Origin of the sequence: Streptomyces sp. NPDC051020 (genome assembly GCF_040683105.1) — a bacterium.
In the GTDB taxonomy this organism is placed as follows: domain Bacteria; phylum Actinomycetota; class Actinomycetes; order Streptomycetales; family Streptomycetaceae; genus Streptomyces.
This window is the reverse complement of sequence record NZ_JBFBCG010000006.1, coordinates 106566-128582: the sequence shown is the minus strand read 5'-3', so window position 1 is coordinate 128582 and position 22017 is coordinate 106566. Positions and strand designations below refer to the sequence as shown.

18 protein-coding genes are annotated in these 22017 nt (G+C 70.6%); 6 read left to right on the top strand and 12 right to left on the bottom strand.

Annotated features, from left to right (window positions below):
* Window positions 1-5: 5 nt before the first annotated feature.
* Window positions 6-1058: an LLM class flavin-dependent oxidoreductase gene (locus tag AB0N06_RS05660; protein ID WP_366133428.1), complete on the bottom strand. Its 1053-nt coding sequence runs from the start codon at window positions 1056-1058 to the stop codon at window positions 6-8.
* A gap of 198 nt (window positions 1059-1256) precedes the next feature.
* Here AB0N06_RS05660 and AB0N06_RS05655 point away from each other — a divergent pair, with 198 nt between their 5' ends.
* A complete protein-coding gene (locus AB0N06_RS05655) occupies window positions 1257-1586 on the top strand; it encodes an ATP/GTP-binding protein (protein ID WP_366133427.1) in 330 nt (109 codons plus the stop codon).
* Window positions 1587-1622: 36 nt separating this feature from the next.
* On the opposite strand, the gene AB0N06_RS05650 is transcribed toward AB0N06_RS05655, so the two are convergent.
* Complete coding sequence (locus tag AB0N06_RS05650; protein ID WP_366133426.1) at window positions 1623-2498, bottom strand: ABC transporter permease subunit; 876 nt, start codon at window positions 2496-2498, stop codon at window positions 1623-1625.
* Window positions 2495-3661, bottom strand: a complete 1167-nt coding sequence (locus AB0N06_RS05645) for an ABC transporter ATP-binding protein (protein WP_366133425.1) — start codon at window positions 3659-3661, stop codon at window positions 2495-2497. Before AB0N06_RS05645 ends, AB0N06_RS05650 begins: the two co-directional genes overlap by 4 nt.
* Window positions 3662-3869: 208 nt before the next feature.
* On the opposite strand from AB0N06_RS05645, the gene AB0N06_RS05640 reads away from it, so the two are divergent.
* Window positions 3870-4322: a hypothetical protein gene (locus AB0N06_RS05640; protein ID WP_366133424.1), complete on the top strand. Its 453-nt coding sequence runs from the start codon at window positions 3870-3872 to the stop codon at window positions 4320-4322.
* On the opposite strand, the gene AB0N06_RS05635 is transcribed toward AB0N06_RS05640, so the two are convergent.
* From AB0N06_RS05635 to mce, 5 genes are all read right to left on the bottom strand, one after another.
* Window positions 4303-5082, bottom strand: a complete 780-nt coding sequence (locus AB0N06_RS05635) for an ABC transporter permease subunit (protein WP_366133423.1) — start codon at window positions 5080-5082, stop codon at window positions 4303-4305. The genes AB0N06_RS05640 and AB0N06_RS05635 overlap by 20 nt on opposite strands.
* 5 nt (window positions 5083-5087) lie before the next feature.
* Window positions 5088-6101 carry an ATP-binding cassette domain-containing protein gene (locus AB0N06_RS05630; RefSeq protein WP_366133422.1) on the bottom strand — a complete coding sequence of 338 codons (1014 nt, stop codon included), beginning with the start codon at window positions 6099-6101 and terminating at the stop codon, window positions 5088-5090.
* A gap of 86 nt (window positions 6102-6187) precedes the next feature.
* Complete coding sequence (locus AB0N06_RS05625; protein ID WP_366133421.1) at window positions 6188-7126, bottom strand: cellulose-binding protein; 939 nt, start codon at window positions 7124-7126, stop codon at window positions 6188-6190.
* A gap of 185 nt (window positions 7127-7311) precedes the next feature.
* A complete protein-coding gene (gene scy / locus AB0N06_RS05620) occupies window positions 7312-11139 on the bottom strand; it encodes a polarized growth protein Scy (protein ID WP_366133420.1) in 3828 nt (1275 codons plus the stop codon).
* Window positions 11140-11304: 165 nt separating this feature from the next.
* A complete protein-coding gene (mce, locus tag AB0N06_RS05615; RefSeq protein ID WP_366133419.1) occupies window positions 11305-11733 on the bottom strand; it encodes a methylmalonyl-CoA epimerase in 429 nt (142 codons plus the stop codon).
* Window positions 11734-11868: 135 nt separating this feature from the next.
* Between mce and AB0N06_RS05610 the strand changes: the two genes are divergently transcribed.
* From AB0N06_RS05610 to AB0N06_RS05595, 4 genes are all read left to right on the top strand, one after another.
* Window positions 11869-13071: an acetyl-CoA C-acetyltransferase gene (locus tag AB0N06_RS05610; protein WP_366133418.1), complete on the top strand. Its 1203-nt coding sequence runs from the start codon at window positions 11869-11871 to the stop codon at window positions 13069-13071.
* 45 nt (window positions 13072-13116) lie between these two features.
* Window positions 13117-14076, top strand: a complete 960-nt coding sequence (gene meaB, locus AB0N06_RS05605) for a methylmalonyl Co-A mutase-associated GTPase MeaB (RefSeq protein ID WP_366133417.1) — start codon at window positions 13117-13119, stop codon at window positions 14074-14076.
* A 169-nt stretch (window positions 14077-14245) separates the two neighbouring features.
* On the top strand, window positions 14246-16744 hold the full coding sequence (locus AB0N06_RS05600) for a protein kinase (RefSeq protein ID WP_366133416.1): 2499 nt from the start codon (window positions 14246-14248) through the stop codon (window positions 16742-16744).
* Between the two features lie 28 nt (window positions 16745-16772).
* Window positions 16773-19013, top strand: coding sequence for a protein kinase (locus AB0N06_RS05595; protein ID WP_366133415.1), 2241 nt, complete (start codon window positions 16773-16775; stop codon window positions 19011-19013).
* Between the two features lie 203 nt (window positions 19014-19216).
* On the opposite strand, the gene AB0N06_RS05590 is transcribed toward AB0N06_RS05595, so the two are convergent.
* From AB0N06_RS05590 to AB0N06_RS05575, 4 genes are all read right to left on the bottom strand, one after another.
* On the bottom strand, window positions 19217-19693 hold the full coding sequence (locus AB0N06_RS05590; protein WP_366133414.1) for a MarR family transcriptional regulator: 477 nt from the start codon (window positions 19691-19693) through the stop codon (window positions 19217-19219).
* Between the two features lie 138 nt (window positions 19694-19831).
* Complete coding sequence (locus tag AB0N06_RS05585) at window positions 19832-20599, bottom strand: AIM24 family protein (RefSeq protein WP_366133413.1); 768 nt, start codon at window positions 20597-20599, stop codon at window positions 19832-19834.
* Window positions 20596-21279, bottom strand: a complete 684-nt coding sequence (locus tag AB0N06_RS05580) for an AIM24 family protein (protein WP_366133412.1) — start codon at window positions 21277-21279, stop codon at window positions 20596-20598. Before AB0N06_RS05580 ends, AB0N06_RS05585 begins: the two co-directional genes overlap by 4 nt.
* On the bottom strand, window positions 21279-21911 hold the full coding sequence (locus tag AB0N06_RS05575) for an AIM24 family protein (RefSeq protein WP_366133462.1): 633 nt from the start codon (window positions 21909-21911) through the stop codon (window positions 21279-21281). The genes AB0N06_RS05580 and AB0N06_RS05575 overlap by 1 nt, the downstream gene beginning before the upstream one ends.
* Between the last annotated feature and the right edge of the window lie 106 nt (window positions 21912-22017).

Sequence of the window (22017 nt, the reverse complement as noted above, 5' to 3'; positions counted from 1 at the left end):
GGTGTTCATGCCAGTAGTGGCAGTACCTCGGTGCCCAGCCGCGCTACGTTCTCCTCCGTGGCCGCCAGATCTCCCGAACCCTCCACCAGGAGCGCGAACCTGGTGATGCCCGTCCGCTCGGCGGTCGCGGCGAGCCGGTCGGCGGCGAGCCGGGGCGGGCCCACCGGATGAAGGTCACAGAGCAACTCCGTATAGGCGGCCGGGTCGCGCATGACGCGGTGCCTGCCGTCGACCGTCACATGGGCGTCCAATCCCTGTCGCAGCCACCCCGGCATCGCCTTCGTGAGTGTCTCCACGGCCTCCGTGGACCGGTCCGCGATCTGGGCGACGCCCGCGGAGACATGGCCCGCTTCCCGGACACTCTCGGGCGACCGGCCCGCGGCGAGCGCGGTGGAACCCCACAGGGCGACCATCTCGGCCTTCTCCTCGTCGCCGCAGTGCATTCCGAGGAGCATCGGCAGGCCGTTCTCGGCGGCGAGTTTCACGCTCTTCGGCGACGTGCACGCGACGATCACCTCGGGGCCGCCCGGCCCTTGCGAGCCATTCCCGTCGTTCTCGTCGAGCAGCTCGTCGGCCCGGGGGACCACCGCGACCTCACGGAAGCCGAATCGCTCCCCGTTGCCCGCCACGCGTGGTTTGTGCAGCCAGTCGAGCAGCAGGTCCAACGACTCAGGGAAGCCCTTCTCGTACGCCTCCAGGCCCCCTCCGAACACCTCCAGGTCCACCCAGGGCCCGCCCCGTCCCACGCCGAGGGAGAACCTGCCCCCACTGGTGAGTTGGAGCAGCGCCGCCTGTTCGCCGAGCGCCACCGGATGCTGGTTCGGCAGCACGCTGACCGCTGTACCGACCCGGATCCTGCGGGTGCGGCCGAGCAGCAGCGCGGCCAGCGTGACGGCGGACGGGCAGACCCCGTACGGCACGAAATGATGTTCTGCGAGCCAGACCGAATCGAGCCCGGATTCCTCCGCGACCTCGGTGGACCGGATCGCGCGATGCAGCGCTTCCCCCGGCCCCTGCCCGGGAAACTGGGCTGCCAGTACGAACGTTCCCACGCGCATCGCCCATTACCTCCTTGTGGCCGACGTGGCTCTCCCCTACTGGCAACAACGCCTGACACGTGCCAAGGGCACGGTCCGCGGCGAAGTTGTTGCGATTTTCCGGTAACCCGTCCTGTCCTGGGCCGTACCGGACGCCTGCTTCGACCGAATGGCCCTACGCTTGACGGGAACTGCCCAGCCTGCCCCGTGAGGTGTCACGTGTCCCCGCGCCGTAACCGTCCCCGAGGCGGCGAGAGTCCCACCGGCAGCGCGAGTATGCCGGGGGAGCGCTACGGCGGGGGCGGGCGTGCCGAGGAGTGGCAGGGCGAACAGTGGTCGGTGCGCCCGGTGAGCGGCGCGAGCGCGGCGGGCAAGCGGTACCGCTGCCCCGGCTGCGACCAGGAGATCCCGTCCGGCGTACCGCACCTCGTCGCCTGGTCCGAGTACGGCGGGGTCGACGACCGCAGGCACTGGCACAAGGCGTGCTGGAACGCGAAGGACCGCCGCACCACAAGGGTGCAGCGGTCCAGGAACGCGCCGCGCTACTAGTGCCCCTCCCGGCACGCTTTGCCGGCCGGTGACCGGTCAGGCGTCGCGCCGGTCCAGCGCCGCGTAGGCGCCGGCCATGGCCACGGCCGTGACGCCCAGCATGATCCACAGTGGCTCCCAGCCGGACGGCCCCGACGCGGAGACCGAGGCGTCGTACAGCCCGCCGAGCTGGCTGGGGATCGAGTAGTTGAACAGGGCCTGCTGCACGTCGGCGAGCGACGGCGAGAACATGAACATGGCCAGCACGAGCGGCAGCAGTACCACCGCGATCATGATCGTGATCGCGCCGGCGGAGTGCCGGATGAGGGCGCCGACCGCGAGCGACAGCAGTCCCAGGGCCGCGATGTAGAGACCGACGCCGACCGTGGCGCGCAGCCAGTCGTCACCACTGGCGGTACCGCCGTCCAGGATGGCGGTCTGCAGCGCGGCGACGAGCGTGGTCATCACGGTCGTGATGGTGAAGGTGAGCAGGAAGAAGACGATCGCCTTCGCGCTCAGCACTCGGGCACGGCTGGGGCAGGCCGTCAGTGTCGTACGGATCATGCCGGTGCCGTACTCGGTGGCGATGGTCATCACGCCGAGCGTGATCACACAGATCGAACCGAGAAGTACCCCGAAGAAGCCGAGGCTGAGCACCTTGGTGTCGCCGAGCTCGGGGCCGGACGTGTTGACGGCGACGGCCGACAGCACTCCGATGCCGAGCAGCAGCACGATCATGACGCCGAGCGTCCACATCGTGGAGCGCACGGAGCGGATCTTGGTCCACTCGGAGGCGAGCGCGTCGGCGAGGGTGGCGCGGCGCTGCGGGATCGGCGAGGTGTACAGATCGGTGGGCGCGGGCGCCCAGTTCTGCTGCGGGTACTGCTGCGCCTGCTGCTGGTAGGGCGCCTGCGGGGTCGGCGGCGTTGTCATCGGGCGTCCTCGCTGGTGTCGCGCTTGGTCAGGTCTGCGGGGCCGGCTGCGGGTGCTGCGGGTGCTGCGGGTGCGGCGGGTGCGGTCGTGGGCACGGCCGGGGCGGCCGCGGGGGGTGCCGTGTACGGGTTCTGTCCAGGCGGCGGCGGGGCGTACCAGCCCTGCTGCGGCACCTCAGGGACGGTCGGCAGCGGCGGTGCGTATCCGCCGCCCGGCACGGGCTGCTGCAGCCCGGCCTTCTGGTCCACCGTCGAGCGGTAGTCCACGGCGCCCTGCGTCATCCGCATGTACGCCTCCTCCAGTGAGGCCTGGTGCGGTGAGAGCTCCCACAGCCGCACATCCGCCCCGTGCGCCAGCTCACTGATCCGCGGCAGTTGCAGCCCGGTGACCCGCAGGGCCCCATCCGGCTCCGACATGACCTGGCCGCCCGCCTCGGTGAGCGCGGCGGTAAGCTTCTCCCGCTGCTCGGACTGCGCATCCGGGACGCGTACCCGTGCGAAATCGGCCGAGTTGGCGGAGATGAAGTCCTTGACGCTCATATCGGCGAGCAGTTGCCCGCGCCCGATCACGATCAGATGATCGGCGGTGAGCGCCATCTCGCTCATCAGATGGCTGGAAACGAAGACCGTACGGCCCTCGGACGCCAGCATGCGCATCAGATTGCGGACCCAGAGAATGCCCTCCGGGTCGAGACCGTTGACGGGCTCGTCGAAGAGCAGCACCTGCGGGTCGCCCAGCAGCGCCGTCGCGATCCCGAGCCGCTGCCCCATGCCGAGCGAGAAGCCCTTGGACCGCTTCCTGGCGACGTCCTGCAGGCCCACGACGCCGAGCACCTCGTCGACCCGGGCGGCCGGGATACCCGCGAGCTGCGCCAGCGAGAGCAGGTGGTTACGGGCGCTGCGGCCTCCGTGCACCGCCTTGGCGTCCAGCAGCGCACCCACCTGGCGCGGCGCGTTCGGCAGGCTCCGGAAGGGATGCCCGCCGATCGTCACATGGCCGGACGTCGGCTGGTCCAGGCCGAGCATCATGCGCATCGTGGTGGACTTGCCCGACCCGTTGGGACCGAGGAATCCAGTGACGGCGCCGGGCCGCACCTGGAAGGAAAGGTTGTATACGGCCGTCTTCGCGCCGTAGCGCTTCGTCAGGCCGACTGCCTCGATCATGCTCCAGCCCCATCGACTTTTATCTGTCGTCGGGGCCCAGGCCGTCAGGCCGCACGCCCCCCGTAAGAGTTAGGAGGATATCCAGGCTTTGACGGTTCCGGCCAAGCCGTTCAAGGGAGCGAGTCGCCGAGAGGCGGCAGGTCGTCGTAGAACCGCAGGTCGCCGGAGGCGTCGAGGTACGGCAGGAAGTCGGTCTGCGGGAGCCCGGGTGCATCTGCGCTACCTGGAGACATCGCCTTTCGACGGCAGCCGTGTCATCTACAAGAAGTGGCTCAAGGTCCTGGACGAGAAGGGGCAGCGGGCCGACGAGCGTTCGTGGCTCGCCGTGGAGCGAGGGGCGCCCTTCACCGTATGGATCCCGGTGGACTCCACCGTGGGGCAGCTGCCTCTGACCAGGATTCAGGGCAAGGATCTGTCCGCGTCGGAGGACGCCAAACTCATGGTGAGGCTGACGGCGCGGGCGGTGGGACTCGGCAGTGAGGTGGCTGACGAGCGGTGGTTCGACCTGGACGCGGCCCACGGCGACTTCGAGCTCGGCCGGTTCGTCCCGCTCAAGGCGGACCCTGAGCGGGACGTCTGGCAGTGGGAGGGCTGGGAGGGCTTCGACTCGGTACTGACCGAGTCCGAGCCGGACCTGCCGCCTACGCGTCCCGCTTCTTGAGCACGAGGTACCCGCCGATCAGCGCGGCCGCCACCCATGCGGCCAGAATGCCGAGCCCGCCCCACGGCCCGTACGGCGCCGGCTCGCTGTTCATGGCGGCCGGAACCACTTGCATGATCTTGGAGCCTGCCTGGTCGGGGAAGTAGCGGGCCACGTTCTTGGCGCCCGGGACCGCCGACAGGATCTGTGAGACGAGGAAGAAGAACGGCATCAGGATGCCGAGCGACAGCATCGAGCTGCGCAGCATCGTCGCCACACCCATGGAGAAGATCGCGATGAGTCCCATGTAGATGCCGCCGCCGAAGACCGCACGCAGGACATGCTCCGCACCGATGTCCGTGCGATGGTCACCGAGGAGGGCCTGGCCGAGGAAGAACGTGGCGAAACTGGTGGCCAGCCCGACCAGCAGCGACAGCACCCCGGCGACCAGGACCTTGCTGAAGAGGAACGAACCGCGCTGCGGCACGGCCGCCAGCGAGGTACGGATCATGCCCGAGCTGTACTCCGTGCTGACCACCAGGACGCCGAAGACGACCATCGCGAGCTGACCGAGGACCATCCCGGAGAAACTGAGGAGGGTCGGGTCGAAGGTGGCCTGCTCCGCCAGGGGGAGTTCGTCGAACTGGGAGTTCATCAGTGCGCAGAGTGCCGCGCTCATCGCCGCGGTGACGGCGAAGGCGGAGATCAGAGTCCAGGTGGTGGAGGAGACCGTACGGATCTTGGTCCACTCGGAGGTCAGGACCGCGGGTACCGATGCCATCGTCGTCACGCCCCCTTTCCGGTGCCTGAGGTGCCGGACGTGAAGCTGTCGTGCTGCTGGTTCCACTGCTCGCCCCACCGGGGGCCCGCGGGCGGTGGCGGCCACCCGGCGTGGTCCGCATGGGCGTGGTACTCCACGGAGTCCGCCGTCATCTGCATGAACGCCTCCTCCAGTGAGGCCCGCTGGGAGCTCAGCTCATGCAGCACGATCTGGTGCTGCGCGGCCAGCTCGCCGAGCTGTTCGCCGGTGGCGCCGTCGATCTCCAGCACGCCGCTCCCCGATTCGACCACGACGATGCCCGCCTCGTGCAGCACATCACGCAGCCGTTCCTGCTGCGGGGAGCGCATCCGTACGTAACTGCGCGAGTTCTGGTGGATGAAATCGGCCATCGAGGTGTCGGCGAGCAGCCGGCCCTGGCCGATGACGATCAAATGGTCCGCGGTGAGTGCCATTTCGCTCATCAGATGCGAGGAGACGAAGATCGTCCGGCCTTCCGCCGCGAGCGTCTTCATCAGATTGCGGATCCAGTGAATCCCCTCGGGGTCCAGACCGTTGACGGGCTCGTCGAACATCAGGATCTCGGGATCGCCGAGCAGCGCGGCCGCGATTCCGAGCCGCTGGCCCATTCCGAGGGAGAACGACTTCGACTTCTTCTTCGCCACCGCGCTCAGGCCGACGGTGTCGAGGACTTCCGGGACGCGGCTCTCCGGGATGCGATTGCTCTGCGCGAGACAGAGCAGATTGTTGTACGCGCTGCGTCCTCCGTGCATCGACTTGGCGTCGAGCAGCGCACCGATGTGCTTCAGGGGTTCCAACAGCTCACGGTAGTGCCTGCCGTCGATCCGTACCGATCCGCTGGTCGGGTTGTCGAGATCGAGCATCATCCGCATCGTGGTGGACTTGCCCGCCCCGTTCGGGCCCAGAAAACCCGTCACCATTCCAGGTCTGACCTGGAATGAAAGGTGGTCGACGGCAACCTTGTTGCCGAAGCGCTTGGTGAGGCCATCAAGCTCGATCATGCGTTCACGCTAGAACGGCCACGCGCCCGGCGCCACCACGAGGGCGGAACCGGGCGCGCAAAGGGTACAGCTGAGGTACCGAGGCGTCAGCGGGTCTGCTGAGCCGGGACACCACGGGTGACGGGCTCGTCGTCCACCGGCGAACCCGCGGCGGCCACCGCGGCACCGGTCAGCGTCGCCAGCATCTCGCGGACGTTGGTCAGCTGCGCGTTGATGGAGTCGCGGCGGTTGGTGAGCGCCGCCAGCTCGCGCTCCGATTCGCTGCGGATCCGGTCGGCCTTGGCGTTCGCGTCGGCCACGATGTCCTCGGACTGGCGCTGCGCGGTCTCCACGGTCTGACGCGCCCGGCGCTCGGCGTCCGTACGGAGCTTCTCGGCCTCCAGGCGGAGCTGCTCGGCGCGGTGCTCGATCTCGGCGAGGCGCTTCTCGGCCTTGGCCTGACGGGACGCGAGGTCGCGCTCCGACTGGTCGCGGCGCTTGGCCAGGTTGGTCTCGAAGTCCGCGGCGGCCTGGGCGGCCTTGGCGCGGGTCTCCTCGAAGAGGGCGTCGGCCTCCTCGCGCTTCTGCGCCGCGTCCTTCTGGGCCTCGGTACGCAGCGCGTTGGCCTCACCCTTGGACTTCTCGACGATGCGGACGCCCTCGTCCTCGGCCTTCGTCTTGCGCTCGGCGGCGAACGACTCGGCGTCGTTGCGCACCTGCTGGGCGGCCGACTCGGCGAGCTCGCGGTGCTGCTCGGCGGCGCGACGGGCTTCCTCGCGCAGCTCCTTCGCCTCCTCCTCGGCGAGGCGGAGAATCTTCTCCACACGCGCACCGAGACCCGCGTACGACGGCTCCGCGTCGTTCACCTGGGCCTGGGCGTTCTGCGTTTCGAGGTGGAGTTCCTCGATGCGCTTTTCCAGAGACGTGATGCGGGTCAGAGCACTATCACGGTCGGCGACGAGCTTGGTAATGCGGTCATCCACCTGACCGCGGTCGTAACCACGCCGCACGAGCTCGAAGCCGAAGGGGGAGGAAGGGTCACTCATGGGGTTCCTGTCGAAGTAAGACCGGTGAGGTGATAGAGGGAATCCTAGGGGCCCGGGCGGCGTGTCATCGAGTGGATGCCCGTTTGATCTGGAGAATGACACCCCTTTTGAGTGGCTGCCCCCCGGACCCCTTGCCACTCGGAGGGTTGAACGTTCTTGTCGAAGCACGTGACATGGTCGGCCGACTACCCCCCGGACGACTTGCCACTCGATCGAGTGCCTGCCGAGGCTCCGGCTTTGACGCCGGTGGACCCGCCACCCGAACTCTTTCCGCCGCCCGTCGGTGCCTCGAAGGACTCCAATGCCTCCAGTACGTCCTGGACGCGGGAGATCTCCGTGTTGATGTCCTTGCGCCGGCGCACCAGGAGGTCGAGCTCGCGCTGGCCCTCGTCGACCGTCCGCTTCGCCTCCTCCTCGGCGTCGGCCCGCAGCTTCTCGGCCTCGCGGACCATGCTGGCCTTCTTCTGCTCGGCCTCCTTCAGCAGCGACTCGGCCCGCTTCACCGCGGCGATCCGGACCTTGCTCGCCTCCGAATTCGCGTCCGCCAGCAACTCCTTCGCCTTCGCCGCGGCCTCCTCGCGCTGCTCGGTCGCCGCCTTCATCAGCTTGTCGACGCGCTCGCCCGCCGTCTTCATCTGCTCGGAGGTCTCCTGCCGGGCCCGGTCGTGCAGCTGCTCGATCTCGCTCTCCGTACGAGCCCGGAGCTCCTCCACCCGCTCCCGAATGGCCGTGGCGTCCCGGCGCGCACCGACCAGCAGCTCGTCCGCGTCCGTACGCGCCCGCTCCACCAGGGTGTTGCCCTCGACGGTCGCCTCGGAGGTGATCCGCACGGCCTCCTTGCGGGCCGCGCCGACCATCGTGTCGGCCTGCTCCTCGGCCTCGGTGGCGGCGCGCAGCGCCTCCTCCTGGGCCTTGTTCATGAGCTGGTCGGCCTGCTCGGCGGCGTCGGCACGGCGCTTCGCCGCCGCCTCGCGCGCCTCGTCGAGCAACCGGTCCGCCTCCGCGCGGGCCTCGCCGCGCAACTGCTCGGCCGCCGCCTCCGCGTCGGTGCGCACCCGCTCCGATTCCTCACGGGTGTGTGCCGCGTGCTCCTGCGCCGAGGCGACCGTGGCCGCCGCCTCCGCGCGCAGCCGCTCCGCCTCGTCGGTCGCCTCGCCGAGGAGCTGGTCGGCCCTGGCCGTGGCGTCGCTGACGAGGGTCGTCGCCTGCTCTGTCGCCTCCGTACGGATCCGCTCGCTCTCGCCCGTCGCCTCGCCGACGAGCCGGTCGACCTGCGCCGCGGCGTCCGAACGCATCCGGTTGGCGTCCTCGCGGGCCTCCGCACGACTGCGGGAGGCATCCTGCTCGGCCGACGCCAGCGCGTCCGAAGCCTCGGTACGCATCCGCTGGCTGTACTCCGCGGTGTCCGAGCGCAGCCGCTCCGACTCGGTGATCGCGTCGCTGACGGTCCGTTCGGCCATCGCCTTGGCGGCCTCGGACTCCTCCTGCGCCTCCCGGCGGATCCGGCTCGCGTCCTCGCTCGCCCGCTCCCGCTCCGCGTGCGCATCGGCGCGGACCCGGTCCGCCTCCTCCTGCGCCTCGGCCTTCGTCCGCTCCGCCACATGCTCGGCGGTGGAACGCAGCCCGGCGATCTCCGCCTCGGCCTGCTCCTGGAGCCCGGAGACCGAGTCCCGTACCTGCTGGGCGTTCTGCTCGGCCGCGGAGACCATCTCGGTCGCCCGCGCGTCCGCCTCCTCGACCAGGCGGTGCGCCTCGGCCTGCGCCTCCTCGACCCGCTTGCGGGCGGAGGCGAGCAGCTCCTCGCTCTGCTCGCGCGCACGCTCGCGCTCCTGGTTCGCCTCGGTGCGCGCCGCGTCGAGGGTCTCCTCCGCCTCGCGGCGGCGCCGGTTCGCCTCCTCCTGCGCGGCGGCCAGCGCCTCGGCGGCCTCGGTGCCCACGCGTTCGGCGGCGGCCGCGGCCTCGGCCCGTACCCGGTCGGCACTGTCCTGAGCCTCGGACTTGAGGCGCTCCGCCTCGGCGGCCGCCTCGCTGCGCAGCCGTACGGCGACGGACTCGCCCTCGGCACGCGACTGCGACGCGTCCGCCGCGGCCTCGTCGCGCAGCCGCTCGGCCTCGGTCTCCGCCTGTGTCTGCAGGGCGCGCAGCCGCTCGGCGGCCTCCGCGCGCAGCCGCTCGGACTCCTCGTTCGTCTCGCGGCGGATCCGCTCCGCCTCGCCGCGCGCGTCCGCCAGCGTCTGCTCGGCGGCGGCGACCCGGGTCCCGGCCTCGGTCTGCAGCCGGGCCAGCTCGTCGGCGGCCTCGGCCTGCCGGGCGGCGACCGCACGCTCGGTCTCCTCCCGGAGCCCGGCCGCCGCCTGCTCGGCCGCGGCCGTGGTGGACTCCGCCTGCTCCTCGGACTCCGTACGCAGCCGGTCGGCCTCGGCACGGGCCCGCTCCAGCGCTTCCTCGGACTGGGTGCGCAGGGCCGTGGCGCGCTCGACGGCCTCGGTACGGACCCGGTCGCTCTCGGTGCCCGCGGCGGTCCGCAGTTCCTCGGCGTCCGCCTTCGCCTTGGACAGCAGCTCCTCGGCGGTCTTCGCGCCCTCCTCGATCTGCTGGACGGCCTCCCGGCGGGCCTCGCCCCTGATCCGCTCGCCCTCGGCGACCGCCTCGGAGCGCAGTTGCTCGGCCTCGCCGCGCAGCCTGCGGGCCTCCTCCTGCAGCTCGACGGTCCTGGCCCGGTACTCCTCGGTGTCGTCCTTGGCCGCGCCCTTGAGCTGGTCAGCCTGTTCGGCGGCCTCGCCGCGCAGCCGGTCCGCCTCGGCCTCCGCCTCGCGGCGGATCCGGTCGGCCTCCTCGCTCGCCGCCTTCGTGGTCGACCGTGCGTCCTCGGACGCCTTGGTCAGTACCTCCTCGGCGGTCCTGGCCGCCTTGGCGAGCTGGGCCGCGGTGTCCTCGACGGCCGCCGTGCGGGCCTTCTCGGTCACCTCGGACTTGATCCGGTCCGCCTCGGCGCGGGCGTCGGCGAGCGCCTGCTCGGCTTCCGCCTTCAGCGCCTCGGCGTCCTTCGTGGCCTCGCCGACCAGCCGGGCGATCTCCGACTTGGCCGTACGGGTGCGCTGCTCGTTCTGCGAATCGGCGCCGGCCAGCCGCTTGACCGCGGCATCCTTCGCCTCGGCGAGGACCTTCTCCGCCTCCAGGCGGGCCTCGCGCAGCTGTGTCTCGGCCTCCTGCAAGCGCTGCTCGGCGGCCCGGTTCAGCTCGGCGGTCTGCTGCCGGGTCTGCTCGGTCTCCGCGGTCGTCGACGTACGCAGCTGTTCGGCGTGGCTGGTGGCCTCCTGCGCCTGGCTGGACGCGGCGCTCAGCAGCCGCTCGGCGTCCTTGCGGGCGCGCAGCAGGATTGCTTCGGCCTCGGAACGGGCGGACTCCGCCTCGGAGCCGAGCCGGTGCCGGGTCTCGTCGGCGAGCCGGGCGGCCTCGGCGCGGGCGGCCGTCAGGGACTGCTCGGCCTCGGCCCGGGACTCATCGAGCAGCCGGCGGGCCTGGGACTCGGTCCTGGCCCGGAGCTGCTCGGCCCAGGCGACGTTCTCGTTGACATGCGACTCGACGGTCTGGCGGCGCTCCGCCAGCTCCTGGTCGAGGCGCTGCCGTCGCTGCACGGCCTCGTTGTGCAGCTCGGCCTGCAGCCGTGCCTGGTGCTCGGCGTGCTCCTGCAGGATCCGCTGCGTCTGTGCCCGGGCGTCACGGAGCTCGCGCTCGGCGTCGGTGCGCAGCTGTTCAGCCTGGATCTGGGCATTACGGAGCAGTTGTTCGGCCTGGTAACCGATGTCCGCGCTGTCGTATGCGGGACGGGTCGCGAGATTGCGCCGAGCCTCGTGCAGCTTGGCGCGCAAGACCTCGACCTGGTAACCGAGGTCCTCGGCGTGCTGGACGGCCTTCTCCCGGTCGGTCCTCAGCCGATCCATCTTGGCTTCGAACCGCGAGAGATGGTCGTCTTCAGCTCGGTGGCTCTCCTGGCGTTCGTAGCCCCGCACTGCGCGGTCCCATCCGTCCCCTGGTCGCAACTCTCCAAACGAGTACCGTTCGCCGACGAACGGTCCCCCGGGGAATGGTGACAGATCAACGGCTGGGGACGCGGCGCGGCCCCGACCCGGCCCCGGCCCGGAACCGCCCACTCTACCGGGCCGGGTATCCGGAGGTCAGTGCTCCGCTGCGGACGTGACCAGTTCGGTGAGAACGCCGTGGCAGTCCTTGGGGTGCAGAAAGGTGATCCGCGACCCCATCGACCCGGTCCTGGGCTCGTCGTACAGCACCCTGACCCCCTTGGAACGGATGTCCGCGGCGTCCTCGTCGACGTCTGCGGTGCCGAAGGCGATGTGGTGGACTCCCTCGCCGTTCTTGGCCAGCCATTTTCCGACGGCCGAGTCCTCGCGGGTGGGTTCCAGGAGCTGGAGGTACGAGGCACCGCCGTCCGACGTCTCGTTGATCTTGAGCATGGCCTCGCGTACGCCCTGCTCCTCGTTGACCTCGGAGTGGAAGACTTCGAAGCCGTAGGTAGCGCGGTAGAACTCGACAGTTTTGTCGAGGTCGAAACAGGCGATTCCGATGTGGTCGATTCGCGTCAGCATGGACAACAGTGGAGCGCTCCACCGATGGTTACGCAACGTGCGCGCGATCACACCCGCTGCTGGATGACGGGCCGCGAACCGCTCAGTACATTCGAGTAAACCCTCGTTCACATCTAATCCAAGGGGCCGTGCCTCATGTCTGGAACGACCGGTACCACCTCAGTGATCGTCGCGGGCGCCCGTACGCCCATGGGCCGTCTTCTCGGCTCCCTGAAGAGCTTCTCCGGAGCCGATCTCGGCGGCTTCGCCATCAAGGCCGCGCTGGACCGGGCCGGTATCGGCGGCGACCAGGTCGAGTACGTGATCATGGGCCAGGTGCTCCAGGCCGGGGCGGGGCAGATCCCGGCACGCCAGGCCGCCGTCAAGGCCGGTATCCCGATGAGCGTTCCCGCGCTCACCGTCAACAAGGTCTGCCTTTCCGGCCTCGACGCGATCGCTCTGGCCGACCAGCTGATCCGCGCGGGTGAATTCGACGTCGTCGTCGCCGGCGGCCAGGAGTCCATGACCAACGCCCCGCACCTGCTCCCGAAGTCCCGCGAGGGCTACAAGTACGGCGCGATCGAGATGCTCGACTCGATGGCGTACGACGGTCTGACCGACGCCTACGAGAACATCCCGATGGGCGAGTCCACCGAGAAGCACAACACCCGCCTCGGCCTGCGCCGCGCCGACCAGGACGAGATCGGCGCCCTGTCCCACCAGCGCGCCGCCGCCGCCCAGAAGAACGGTCTCTTCGAGGCCGAGATCACCCCGGTCGAGATCCCGCAGCGCAAGGGCGACCCGGTCCTCTTCTCCAAGGACGAGGGCATCCGCGCCGAGACGACCGTCGAGGCCCTCGGTAAGCTCCGGCCCGCCTTCGCCAAGGACGGCACGATCACCGCGGGCACCTCCTCGCAGATCTCCGACGGCGCCGCCGCGGTCGTCGTGATGAGCAAGGCCAAGGCCGAGGAGCTGGGCCTGGACTGGATCGCCGAGATCGGTGCCCACGGCAACGTGGCGGGCCCGGACAACTCGCTCCAGTCGCAGCCGTCCAACGCGATCAAGCACGCGCTGAAGAAGGACGGGCTGAGCGTCGAGGACCTCGACCTCATCGAGATCAACGAGGCGTTCGCGGCCGTCACCCTCCAGTCGATGAAGGACCTCGGCGTCTCCCCGGAAAAGGTGAACGTCAACGGCGGCGCCATCGCGCTCGGCCACCCGATCGGGATGTCCGGCGCCCGCGTGGTGCTGCACCTGGCGCTGGAGCTGAAGCGGCGCGGCGGCGGCACGGGCGCGGCGGCGCTGTGCGGTGGCGGCGGTCAGGGCGACGCGCTGATCATCCGCGTCCCCGGCAAGTAGTCCTCGTCACGCACGCACGCACAGAACGAACCGAACGGAGCGGTGATGGTGGACGTTCCCACCCTGGTCGAGCAGGCCCGTGAAGGCCGGCCGCGGGCCGTGGCCCGGCTCATCTCCCTTGTGGAGGGGGCGTCGCCGCAGCTGCGCGAGGTGATGGCGGCCCTCGCGCCGCTGGCCGGGAACGCGTACGTCGTCGGGCTCACCGGTTCACCGGGTGTCGGCAAGTCGACCTCGACCTCGGCGCTCGTCTCGGCGTACCGGCGGGCCGGAAAGCGGGTCGGCGTCCTCGCCGTCGACCCGTCGTCGCCGTTCTCCGGCGGCGCGCTCCTCGGCGACCGGGTCCGGATGTCGGAGCACGCCTCCGACCCCGGCGTCTACATCCGCTCCATGGCCACCCGCGGCCATCTGGGCGGCCTCGCCTGGTCGGCGCCGCAGGCGATCCGGGTGCTGGACGCGGCGGGCTGCGACGTGATCCTGGTGGAGACGGTCGGCGTCGGCCAGTCGGAGGTGGAGATCGCCTCCCAGGCCGACACCTCGGTGGTCCTCCTCGCGCCCGGCATGGGCGACGGCATCCAGGCGGCGAAGGCCGGAATCCTGGAGATCGGCGACGTGTACGTCGTCAACAAGGCCGACCGGGACGGCGCGGACGCCACCGCCCGGGAGCTCAACCACATGCTGGGTCTCGGGGAGTCCCGCGGCCCCGCCGACTGGCGGCCGCCGATCGTGAAGACGGTCGCCGCCCGGGGTGAGGGCATCGACGAGGTCGTCGAGGCACTGGAGAAGCACCGGGCGTGGATGGAGGAGCACGGCGTCCTGACCGAGCGCCGCACGGCGCGCGCGGCCGGCGAGGTCGAGACGATCGCGGTCACCAGACTCCGCGAACGCATCGGCGACCTGCACGGCGACCGCCGCCTCGGCGCCCTGGCCGAACGCATCGTGGCGGGCCGCCTGGACCCGTACGCGGCGGCGGACGAACTGGTGGCGGGGATCACGGGCGAGTCCTGACAGGCAGGTACCGGGGGGTGAGGGGCGGCGTGCGGGCCGCCCCTCACCCGCTCGCCCTCGTCAGCCGTTCGGGTGAGGCGTCCGCACCGCTGCTCCCTGCGCGGGCCGTGGCTGGCGCATGGCAGGATGACGAACCACACGTGTCATGCACACCGGGGGGACGCGACACATGCTGGGGCCGCTGCGTGAGGACTCGCCCAGACGGATCGGACCGTACGAGATACGGGCCCGGCTCGGCGCGGGCGGCATGGGAGAGGTCTTCCTCGCAGACGCGGGCGACGGCCGGGATCCCGTCGCCCTCAAGACGGTGCGCCGCGACGTGGCGCAGGACCCCGGCTTCCGTCACCGTTTCCGCCGCGAGATCGCGGTCGCCCGATCCGTCACCAGCCCCTTCCTCGCCCCGCTGCTCGACGGGGACGCGGACTCCGAAGTGCCCTGGCTGGCCACCGGATACGTGGCCGGGCCGACCCTGTCCGCCGCGGTCCGCCGGGCCGGCGCGATGGACGAGGGCGAGGTGCGGATGCTCGGCGCCGGGCTCGCCCGCGCGCTCGCGGCCGTCCATGCGGCCGGGGTCGTGCACCGGGACGTGAAGCCCGGCAATGTGATGCTCGCCGAGGACGGTCCGCGGGTCATCGACTTCGGGATCGCGCGGGACGGCAACGCCACCCCGCTGACCACCACCGGCCGGATGGTCGGCAGCCCCTCCTTCATGTCCCCGGAACACGTGGCGGGCAGCGGGCGCGTCACCTTCGCCTCCGACGTCTTCTGTCTCGCATCCGTGCTCTGCTTCGCCGCCACCGGCCGCGATCCCTTCGGCGACGGGCCGGTCGCCGCCGTGCTCTACCGGGTCAAGTACGTCGAGGCCGATCTCGAAGGCGTACCGGACGCGCTGCGCGCCGTACTCGCCGACTGCCTGGCCGCCGACCCCGCCGACCGCCCCACCGCCGCCGTACTCGCCGAGCGGCTCGCCCCTGGCGCGGCGCGGCAGTGGCCCGAGCCGGTGCGCCAGCACATCGCCGAGTACGGCAGGGAACTGGCCCGGGTCCGCGCCCTCGACGGACCGCTGCTGCCCGGCTACACGCCGACCGAGGCGGCCACGGGCAGTCGGGCGATGATCCATCAACTTCCCACCCAGGGAACCGACTTCGCCCCCGGCCTGCATGTCGCGCATACCCAGGGCCCCGGGCTCCCCCGGGCCGGAGGTCCGCCCCGGCGGCGCGCCCTGGTGGCCGCTCTGGTGGCACTGGTCCTCGCGGGTGCGGCGACAGGTGCGATCCTGGCCCTGCGCAACAACGACGGTGACAACAACATTGCGTCTCCCGGGGGGAGTTCGCCCGCGCCCGTCACCATGGTCGCCGGAGTGGACGAGGACGGTGGACTGGACGGCTCGGGCACGGTTCCGTACGGCCGACAGGTCCGTCCCGCGGGATGGAAGCCCTGGCGGGGGAAGTTCACCAAGGCTCCGCTGGGCTGCGCGGCGGGCAATCGCGTGGTCGTGTGCCGGATGGTGGACGGCACCTATGAGGCGCTGTCGGCGGCCGACGGCAGGCACTTGTGGTCCCGGGACACGGGGGAGACCGGACGGTCCGCCGGCTACGGGCCGCGCGGGCAGTTCTTCATGCCCGCGGGCGCCACCCGTCCCGCCGTTTCCGGCGACACCGTCGTGATCGTCGCGGCGCAGCGGGTGCAGGTCCTGGACGCCGGGACCGGCAAGGTCCGCTGGGACGCGCGGGCCGGTGGGGCCTATACGCCGGAGAGCAAACCGCTGGTCGCCGACGGCATGGTCTTCGTCGCGTCGCTGCAACTGCCCGAAGGCACAGAGCTCCTGGCGTACGACCTGCGGACCGGGACCGAGAAGTGGCGCGCACCGCTGGCCAAGAAGGAGCTGGCCTCTTTCGAGAAGCGCAACTACTGGCCGCTCGCCGCCCAGGGCGGGGCGCTCTACGCCATGACATCGGATGGTGTGAGGGCCTATCGGATCAAGGACGGCACAGTGCTCGGCACGGCCGCCGGACGGACGATGCAGACCACAGGTGACGGGATTCCCGACAGCGGGTGCGGCTCCGTCAGAGTGCGCGGATCCGTGGTCTTCTGCCCGACCTACGTGTCCGCCGGCGAACGCGGCGACTTCCGGGACGACCTGACCCTTCTGCGTTTGAAGGGACCGGGGCTGGGCGAGCCTGACGCATACCGGCTGCCCAAGGAATCCGTCGCCGACACACTGTTGGGCGCGGTCGCCGACAACGTCGTGACCTTGCGGCGGCAGTCGCTCGAAGCCACCGACAAAGCCGGTGCCACCCAGCCGCAGATGATCGTGGTCGGCGGGGCGGACGGGAGCGCCGTCGGCCGGTACCCGCTGAAACTGTCGGCGCCGGGCGGCCGCTCGAACCCCACCTCCGACCTCATGATCGTGGCGGGCCGCGTGGTGTGGGCGGACAGCTCCGCGCTGTACACCGTGCCGCTCGGCAGGGACGGCAGGCCGGGCGCGGTCCGCCGGACGGTGCTCGACGGGGCGCCGGGCCCGACGGTCGCGTCGGCGTACGACGCCGTCACGAACGGCGTGGACTTCGAGAAGGAGCTGCTCGACCCGGTCCTCCTGCCGGTCGGCGGCGTGGTGCACGTGATCTACGACCAGGGCGTGGCGGTCTCCGTGCCGCTGCCCGAATGAGCCGTCCCCGGGTGAAGTGGAGTGCGCGGTGATCGAGCCGCTTCCGGCCGGACAACGCCGGGTGATCGGCCCGTACCAGCTGCTCGGGCTGCTGGGCGCTGGCGGCATGGGCGAGGTGTATCTGGCCAGGCCGGTCGTGCCCGAGGACGGGCGTCTGGTCGCGCTGAAGACCATCCGCGCCGATCTGGACCTCGACGACGGCTTCCGCATCCGTTTCCGTCGCGAGATCGATGCCGCCGGGCTCGTATGCAGTCCGCACACCGCGGCCCTCGTCGGCGGCGACCCGGGTGACCGGCTGCCCTGGCTGGCGACGGAATATGTCCCCGGTCCCTCGCTCGCCGAAGCGGTCACGCGCAGCGGTCCGCTGCCGGAGCCGGTGGTACGGGCGCTGGGCGCCGGTCTTGCCCATGCGCTCGCCGACATGCACGCCGTGCGCGTACTCCACCGCGATCTCAAGCCCGGCAATGTGCTGCTGGGCGCCCACGGGCCGAAGGTGATCGACTTCGGGATCGCCCAGGCCTTCGACGCCACTCAGCTGACCCGGACCGGCGTCGTGGTGGGCAGCCCGGGCTACATCTCGCCCGAGCACGTCAACGGCTCACGGGCGCTCGTACCGGCGTCCGATGTGTTCTGCCTCGGCGCGGTCCTCGCCTTCGCGGCGAGCGGACGGGGGCCGTTCGACGACTCCGACATGGCGGCCGTGGTCTTCCGGATCTCACAGGGAGATGCCGAACTGGCCGGTGTGCCACCGCAGTTGCGTGCGGTGATCGAGCGATGCCTCAGCAGCGGTCCTGCCGACCGGCCGACTCCGCAGGAACTGATCGCCCTGTTGCAGCCGGGGGAAGCGACGCCCGGGGCCTTCGTGTGGACGGACGGGGTGCGGGCGCAGCTCGCCTCGCACGAGGCGGATGCCCGCGCCTGTGCCGACGCGGCTCCACCGGCGTGGGCGGACCGGCCGATGCCCGCGCCCCCTTCCCACACGCCGACCTTCCCCGGATACGCCCCCGCAGAGGTCACGACCGTGGCGGGGGGTGCATCCCGGAGCAAGCGGCTGCGCAGGGGAGCGGCGGTCGCCGCTGTCGCCGTATGCCTCGTGCTGGGCATCGTGCTCCTGCCCGGTCTGTTCAAGCCGGACGGAAGCGGCGGTGGTGCGGCGACCGGCACGAGCCCGAGCGCGTCCGCGGCCACGCCCACTGCGAATCGGCCGACCGGACCGGTTGTCGTTCCCGCCGCGGACGCGGGGCACACCGGAGACTTCGGGAGCGCGGGCGCGGACCGCTCGCTCCGGCCGGCTGACTGGCAGCCCTGGAGCGCGAAAGTTGCGGACGGCGAAGTGGGATGTGTGCTGACCGGTGCGGCGCTGGTCTGCGCCGGAACCGGAGGCGTCACCGCGCTGAATGCCGCGGACGGCTCACAGCTGTGGAAGACGCGTGCGGGGACGGCGCTGATGGGTGGGGCCGTGAAGGACACCGCCTATGCCTTCGTGGGTGACCGCCTCGTCGCGTTCCGCGTCCGGGACGGTCACGAGGCGTGGAGCCTGCCGCTTCCCGCCGGGCAGCGCACCACCACCGCCATCGAGAAGGACGGCGTCCTGCTGTACGTCACCCAGGACGAAGGCGCATCGGCGGGGAAGCTGTACGCCCGTCGACTCACCGGCGACCATGCGCAGCTGTGGGCGCGCCCGGTCGACGGCGGCGACATCACGCTGGCCGCCGCCGGGGACCGGGTCGTCGTGGTGGGCCGCTCCCTCGATGTTCTGGACGCCGCGAGCGGCCGGCCGACCGGACACGTCGAGAGCGCTGGAGACCGGTGCGGCTCACCGGTGCTCGCCGGGCACGAGCTGCTCTGCACGGCCGACGCCGGCCTGAACGTCATCGATGTGAACTCCCCGCAGCGGGTTGGGCGGACGATCGCCGAAGGGATCCATGCCATCAGGCGGCCCGCCGTCTCGGCCGACGGCACGGTCGTCGTGACCGCCGAGAATCAGATGTACGCGTACGGTCTCGCCGACGGCGGGCTGAAGTGGACCAGCGGTGACACACTCAGCTTCGACGGCACGCCCCATGTGGTGGGTGACCAGGTCGTTGTCACCACACAGACGTCGATGGAGGCGTACGACCTGCACGCGGAGGGGAACAACGACAGCAGGAGCGGGAAGCGCTACACCGGCTGGCCCGGGAAGAAGACCGAGCCGGTGCTGATCGCGAGCGCCGACATGAACTTTCTGATCTTTGCCACAGGGCAGGTGGTCTCGGGGTACGGGCTCTGATCGGTCGTCGCCGTGGTCGGCCCCGTGGCGGTCGTCGTGCGGGCGGTCCGCGGTGACCGCGGCTGCGCAGCCCGATCGCCTCGCTGCCCACGCGGCTGGAAGTGGGCGCGGCCCCGCCCGGATCCGCAGGACCTGCCCGGCGCGCTCGCCGCAAGCCGCGCCGCGTGCAACGGCTTGCCCCGCACACGCACGCCCAGGGCGCGCTACAGCTTGCCCCGCCGCCCCCGCAAGTGCTCAGCGACCGGCGTCAGCGCCGCGTGCAGGTTCGCCAGTGCCTCCGGCGTCAAAAGGTCCATGAAGTGCTTGCGTACCGATGCGACATGGTGCGGCGCGACCTTCTGCATCGTCTCCGCGCCCGTCTCCGTGAGCACCGCGTACAGACCGCGCCGGTCGGATTCGCAGTTCTCCCGGCGGACGAGCCCCGCCGTTTCCATGCGGGTGATCTGGTGCGAGAGCCTGCTCTTGGACTGCAGTGTGGCCGTGGCCAGGTCGCTCATCCGCATGCGCTGGTCTTCCGACTCCGAGAGGTTCACCAGGATCTCGTAGTCGTTGTTGGTCAGGCCGAACGGCTGGAGGTCCTTCTCCAGCTGGTGCATCAGCAGCCTGCTGACGTCCAGATGGGTTCGCCAGGCGCACTGCTCCGCGTCGCTCAGCCACCGGGTGGCCGTCTCGGTCTCCATATGTGGATTCTACCTAAGAAGTTGAAAGACGGACGAAGTAAAGTGGTGCAACGCTCAGAACCGGCCCGGGGCGCCGGTTCCGGAACCGGCTCCAGCGCTGGGCGCAGGCGTTCGACGTCACACTCCGCAGACTACCGTTCACAAACCGAAGCGACGCTGGAGGTCCCCCAGCTGGCCGGGCAGACGGGGGGTGGCGCCAGGTTGACCCGCACCGCCACCCGGGACCCCTGGCTGCTGCGGCGTCGCCCCCGTCGGCTGCTCTTCCATCAGGACCTCGGTCGACTGGAGCAGCACCGTACCCGCGCCGACGAACTCGAACTGGTGTTCCTCACCCGAGGTCCCGCCGATCCCGGTCAGCGACCGGAGACCGCCCAGCACGCCCGTCATATAGCCGTGGTCGTAGTGGTGGCACGGCGAGGGGCAGTCCGCCCAGCCCACCAGGGCCTGCGGATCGACCCGCAGCGGCGGTTCCATGAAGACCACCGGGCCGTTGGACGCGGCCACGAACTTGCCCGTGCCGATCAAGGTCAGGAAGCCCGGCACGATCGACTGCTTGAGTGCCAGCGTCGGCTGGTACGCGAGGAGGTTGCCGGACCGGATCGTCAGGTTCCCGTCGTCCAGGTCGTACGAGTTGACGTCGAAGGCCCGGTCGGCGAGCAGCATCTTGCCGCTGCCCTCGGCCACTACCCAGTCGCTCGCGTGGAGCGGCGAGTGGAAGCTCGTCCGGATCAGCCGTTCGAAGCGTCCGTGGCCGATGCCGTTGAACTCGATCCGCCCGTAGTAGGCGATCATCTTGCCCTTCTGCAGGAACCACTGGCTCCCCTTGAGCTCCACGCAGAAGGTGTACGCATTGACGTTGTCGTCCGACGGCAGCGTCATCGGGTCAAAGATCACGGGCGTGCTCACAGCTTCTCCTCCGACGCCTGGACGTACACCGCGCCACTGCCGCTCAGCTCCAGCTGGAACGCCTCGCCGGAGCCGCGCCCCACCATGTCGCGCCAGCCGAGCGCGGTGGAGAGCTTGTTGCGTACGTCGCCGTGGTGGGCGACATAGGCCTGCGGGTCCACATGCACCTCGCGGCCCGGCGTGATGGGCAGCTCGATCACCCCGCCGTGAGCCATCACCGCGACCGCGCCATGACCCTTCAGCGTCGTGGTGAACAGGCCCTGCCCGGTCACCTGGCCGCGCACCATGCCCATGACCCCGCCCTGCGACCCCATGAACATCGTGCCCTGCTGCAGCGTCCCGTCGAAGGCGAGCAGCCGGTCGGCCTCCACGTACAGGGTGTCGCCGGCCAGGTTGATGACCTGGATGTGGTGGCCGCCGTGGCCGAACATCACCGTGCCGCATGGGGTCTCCCCAGGGCCGCCAGGCCCGAGGGGAACTTCGACGGTCATCAGCGGCGTCGCCTCATTGGCCATCCGACGGCCGATCATCGACATCACGCCGCCTTGGCCGCCCTGGATGTTCGGGGTGAACGACACCTCGCCGCGGTACGCGAGCATCGCGCCGCGCTGGCTGAACATCTTCTGGCCGGGGACCACCGTCGCCTCGACCATCTTCGAGTTGATCTCACGGAACGGCATCAGACATCGCCCCCGATGGTGTTCCGCTCGCTCGGCTGCACGTAGACGAGTCCCTCGCCCTCGAATCTGATCTGGAACGACTCGCCCGAGCCCTCGCCCATCAGCGTCCGGAAGGTGACCCCGGACTGGAAGTGCTGCTGCAGATTGCCCTGGTGGGCGATGTACGCGCCGGGATCGACGGACAATGGGTACTGGGCGGTCACCCGCAGCACCACGGCCGAACCGTCCGACATGATCGCCGCCTGGCCGGTGCCCTCGACGGTGGTGGTGAACAGACCGTTGCCGGACGCCCCGCCGCGCAGTCCGGTGAAGGTGGTGCCGGTGCGCAGCCCGGCATCGACGCAGAGCAGGTTGCTCGCCTCCACGTAGAGCTTCTCGCCGCGCAGCGAGACGAGGTTGATCTCGCTCGCGCGGTCGGCGAAGTAGCAGGTGCCCTGCCCGCTCACCTCCATCACAGTCATCTGCTCGCCGGTCAGCCGGCGGGTCACCATGCCGCGGATGCCCTCACCGCCGCCGGACATCTTCTTGAACGCCATCCGGCCGTCGTACGCGACCATCGAGCCGTTCTTCGCCTTGACGGCGTCGCCGGTCAGATCGACGGCGAGCGTCCTGCTGCCTTGGAGTCGGAACATTGCCACCCGGGTGACGGTAGCGGGAGGGGGCCCAGCACGACAGGGTCCGTGGGCCTATCCGGACCCTGAGTCGACCCTGATTTGCGCCGATACGTTCCCCGGAGTG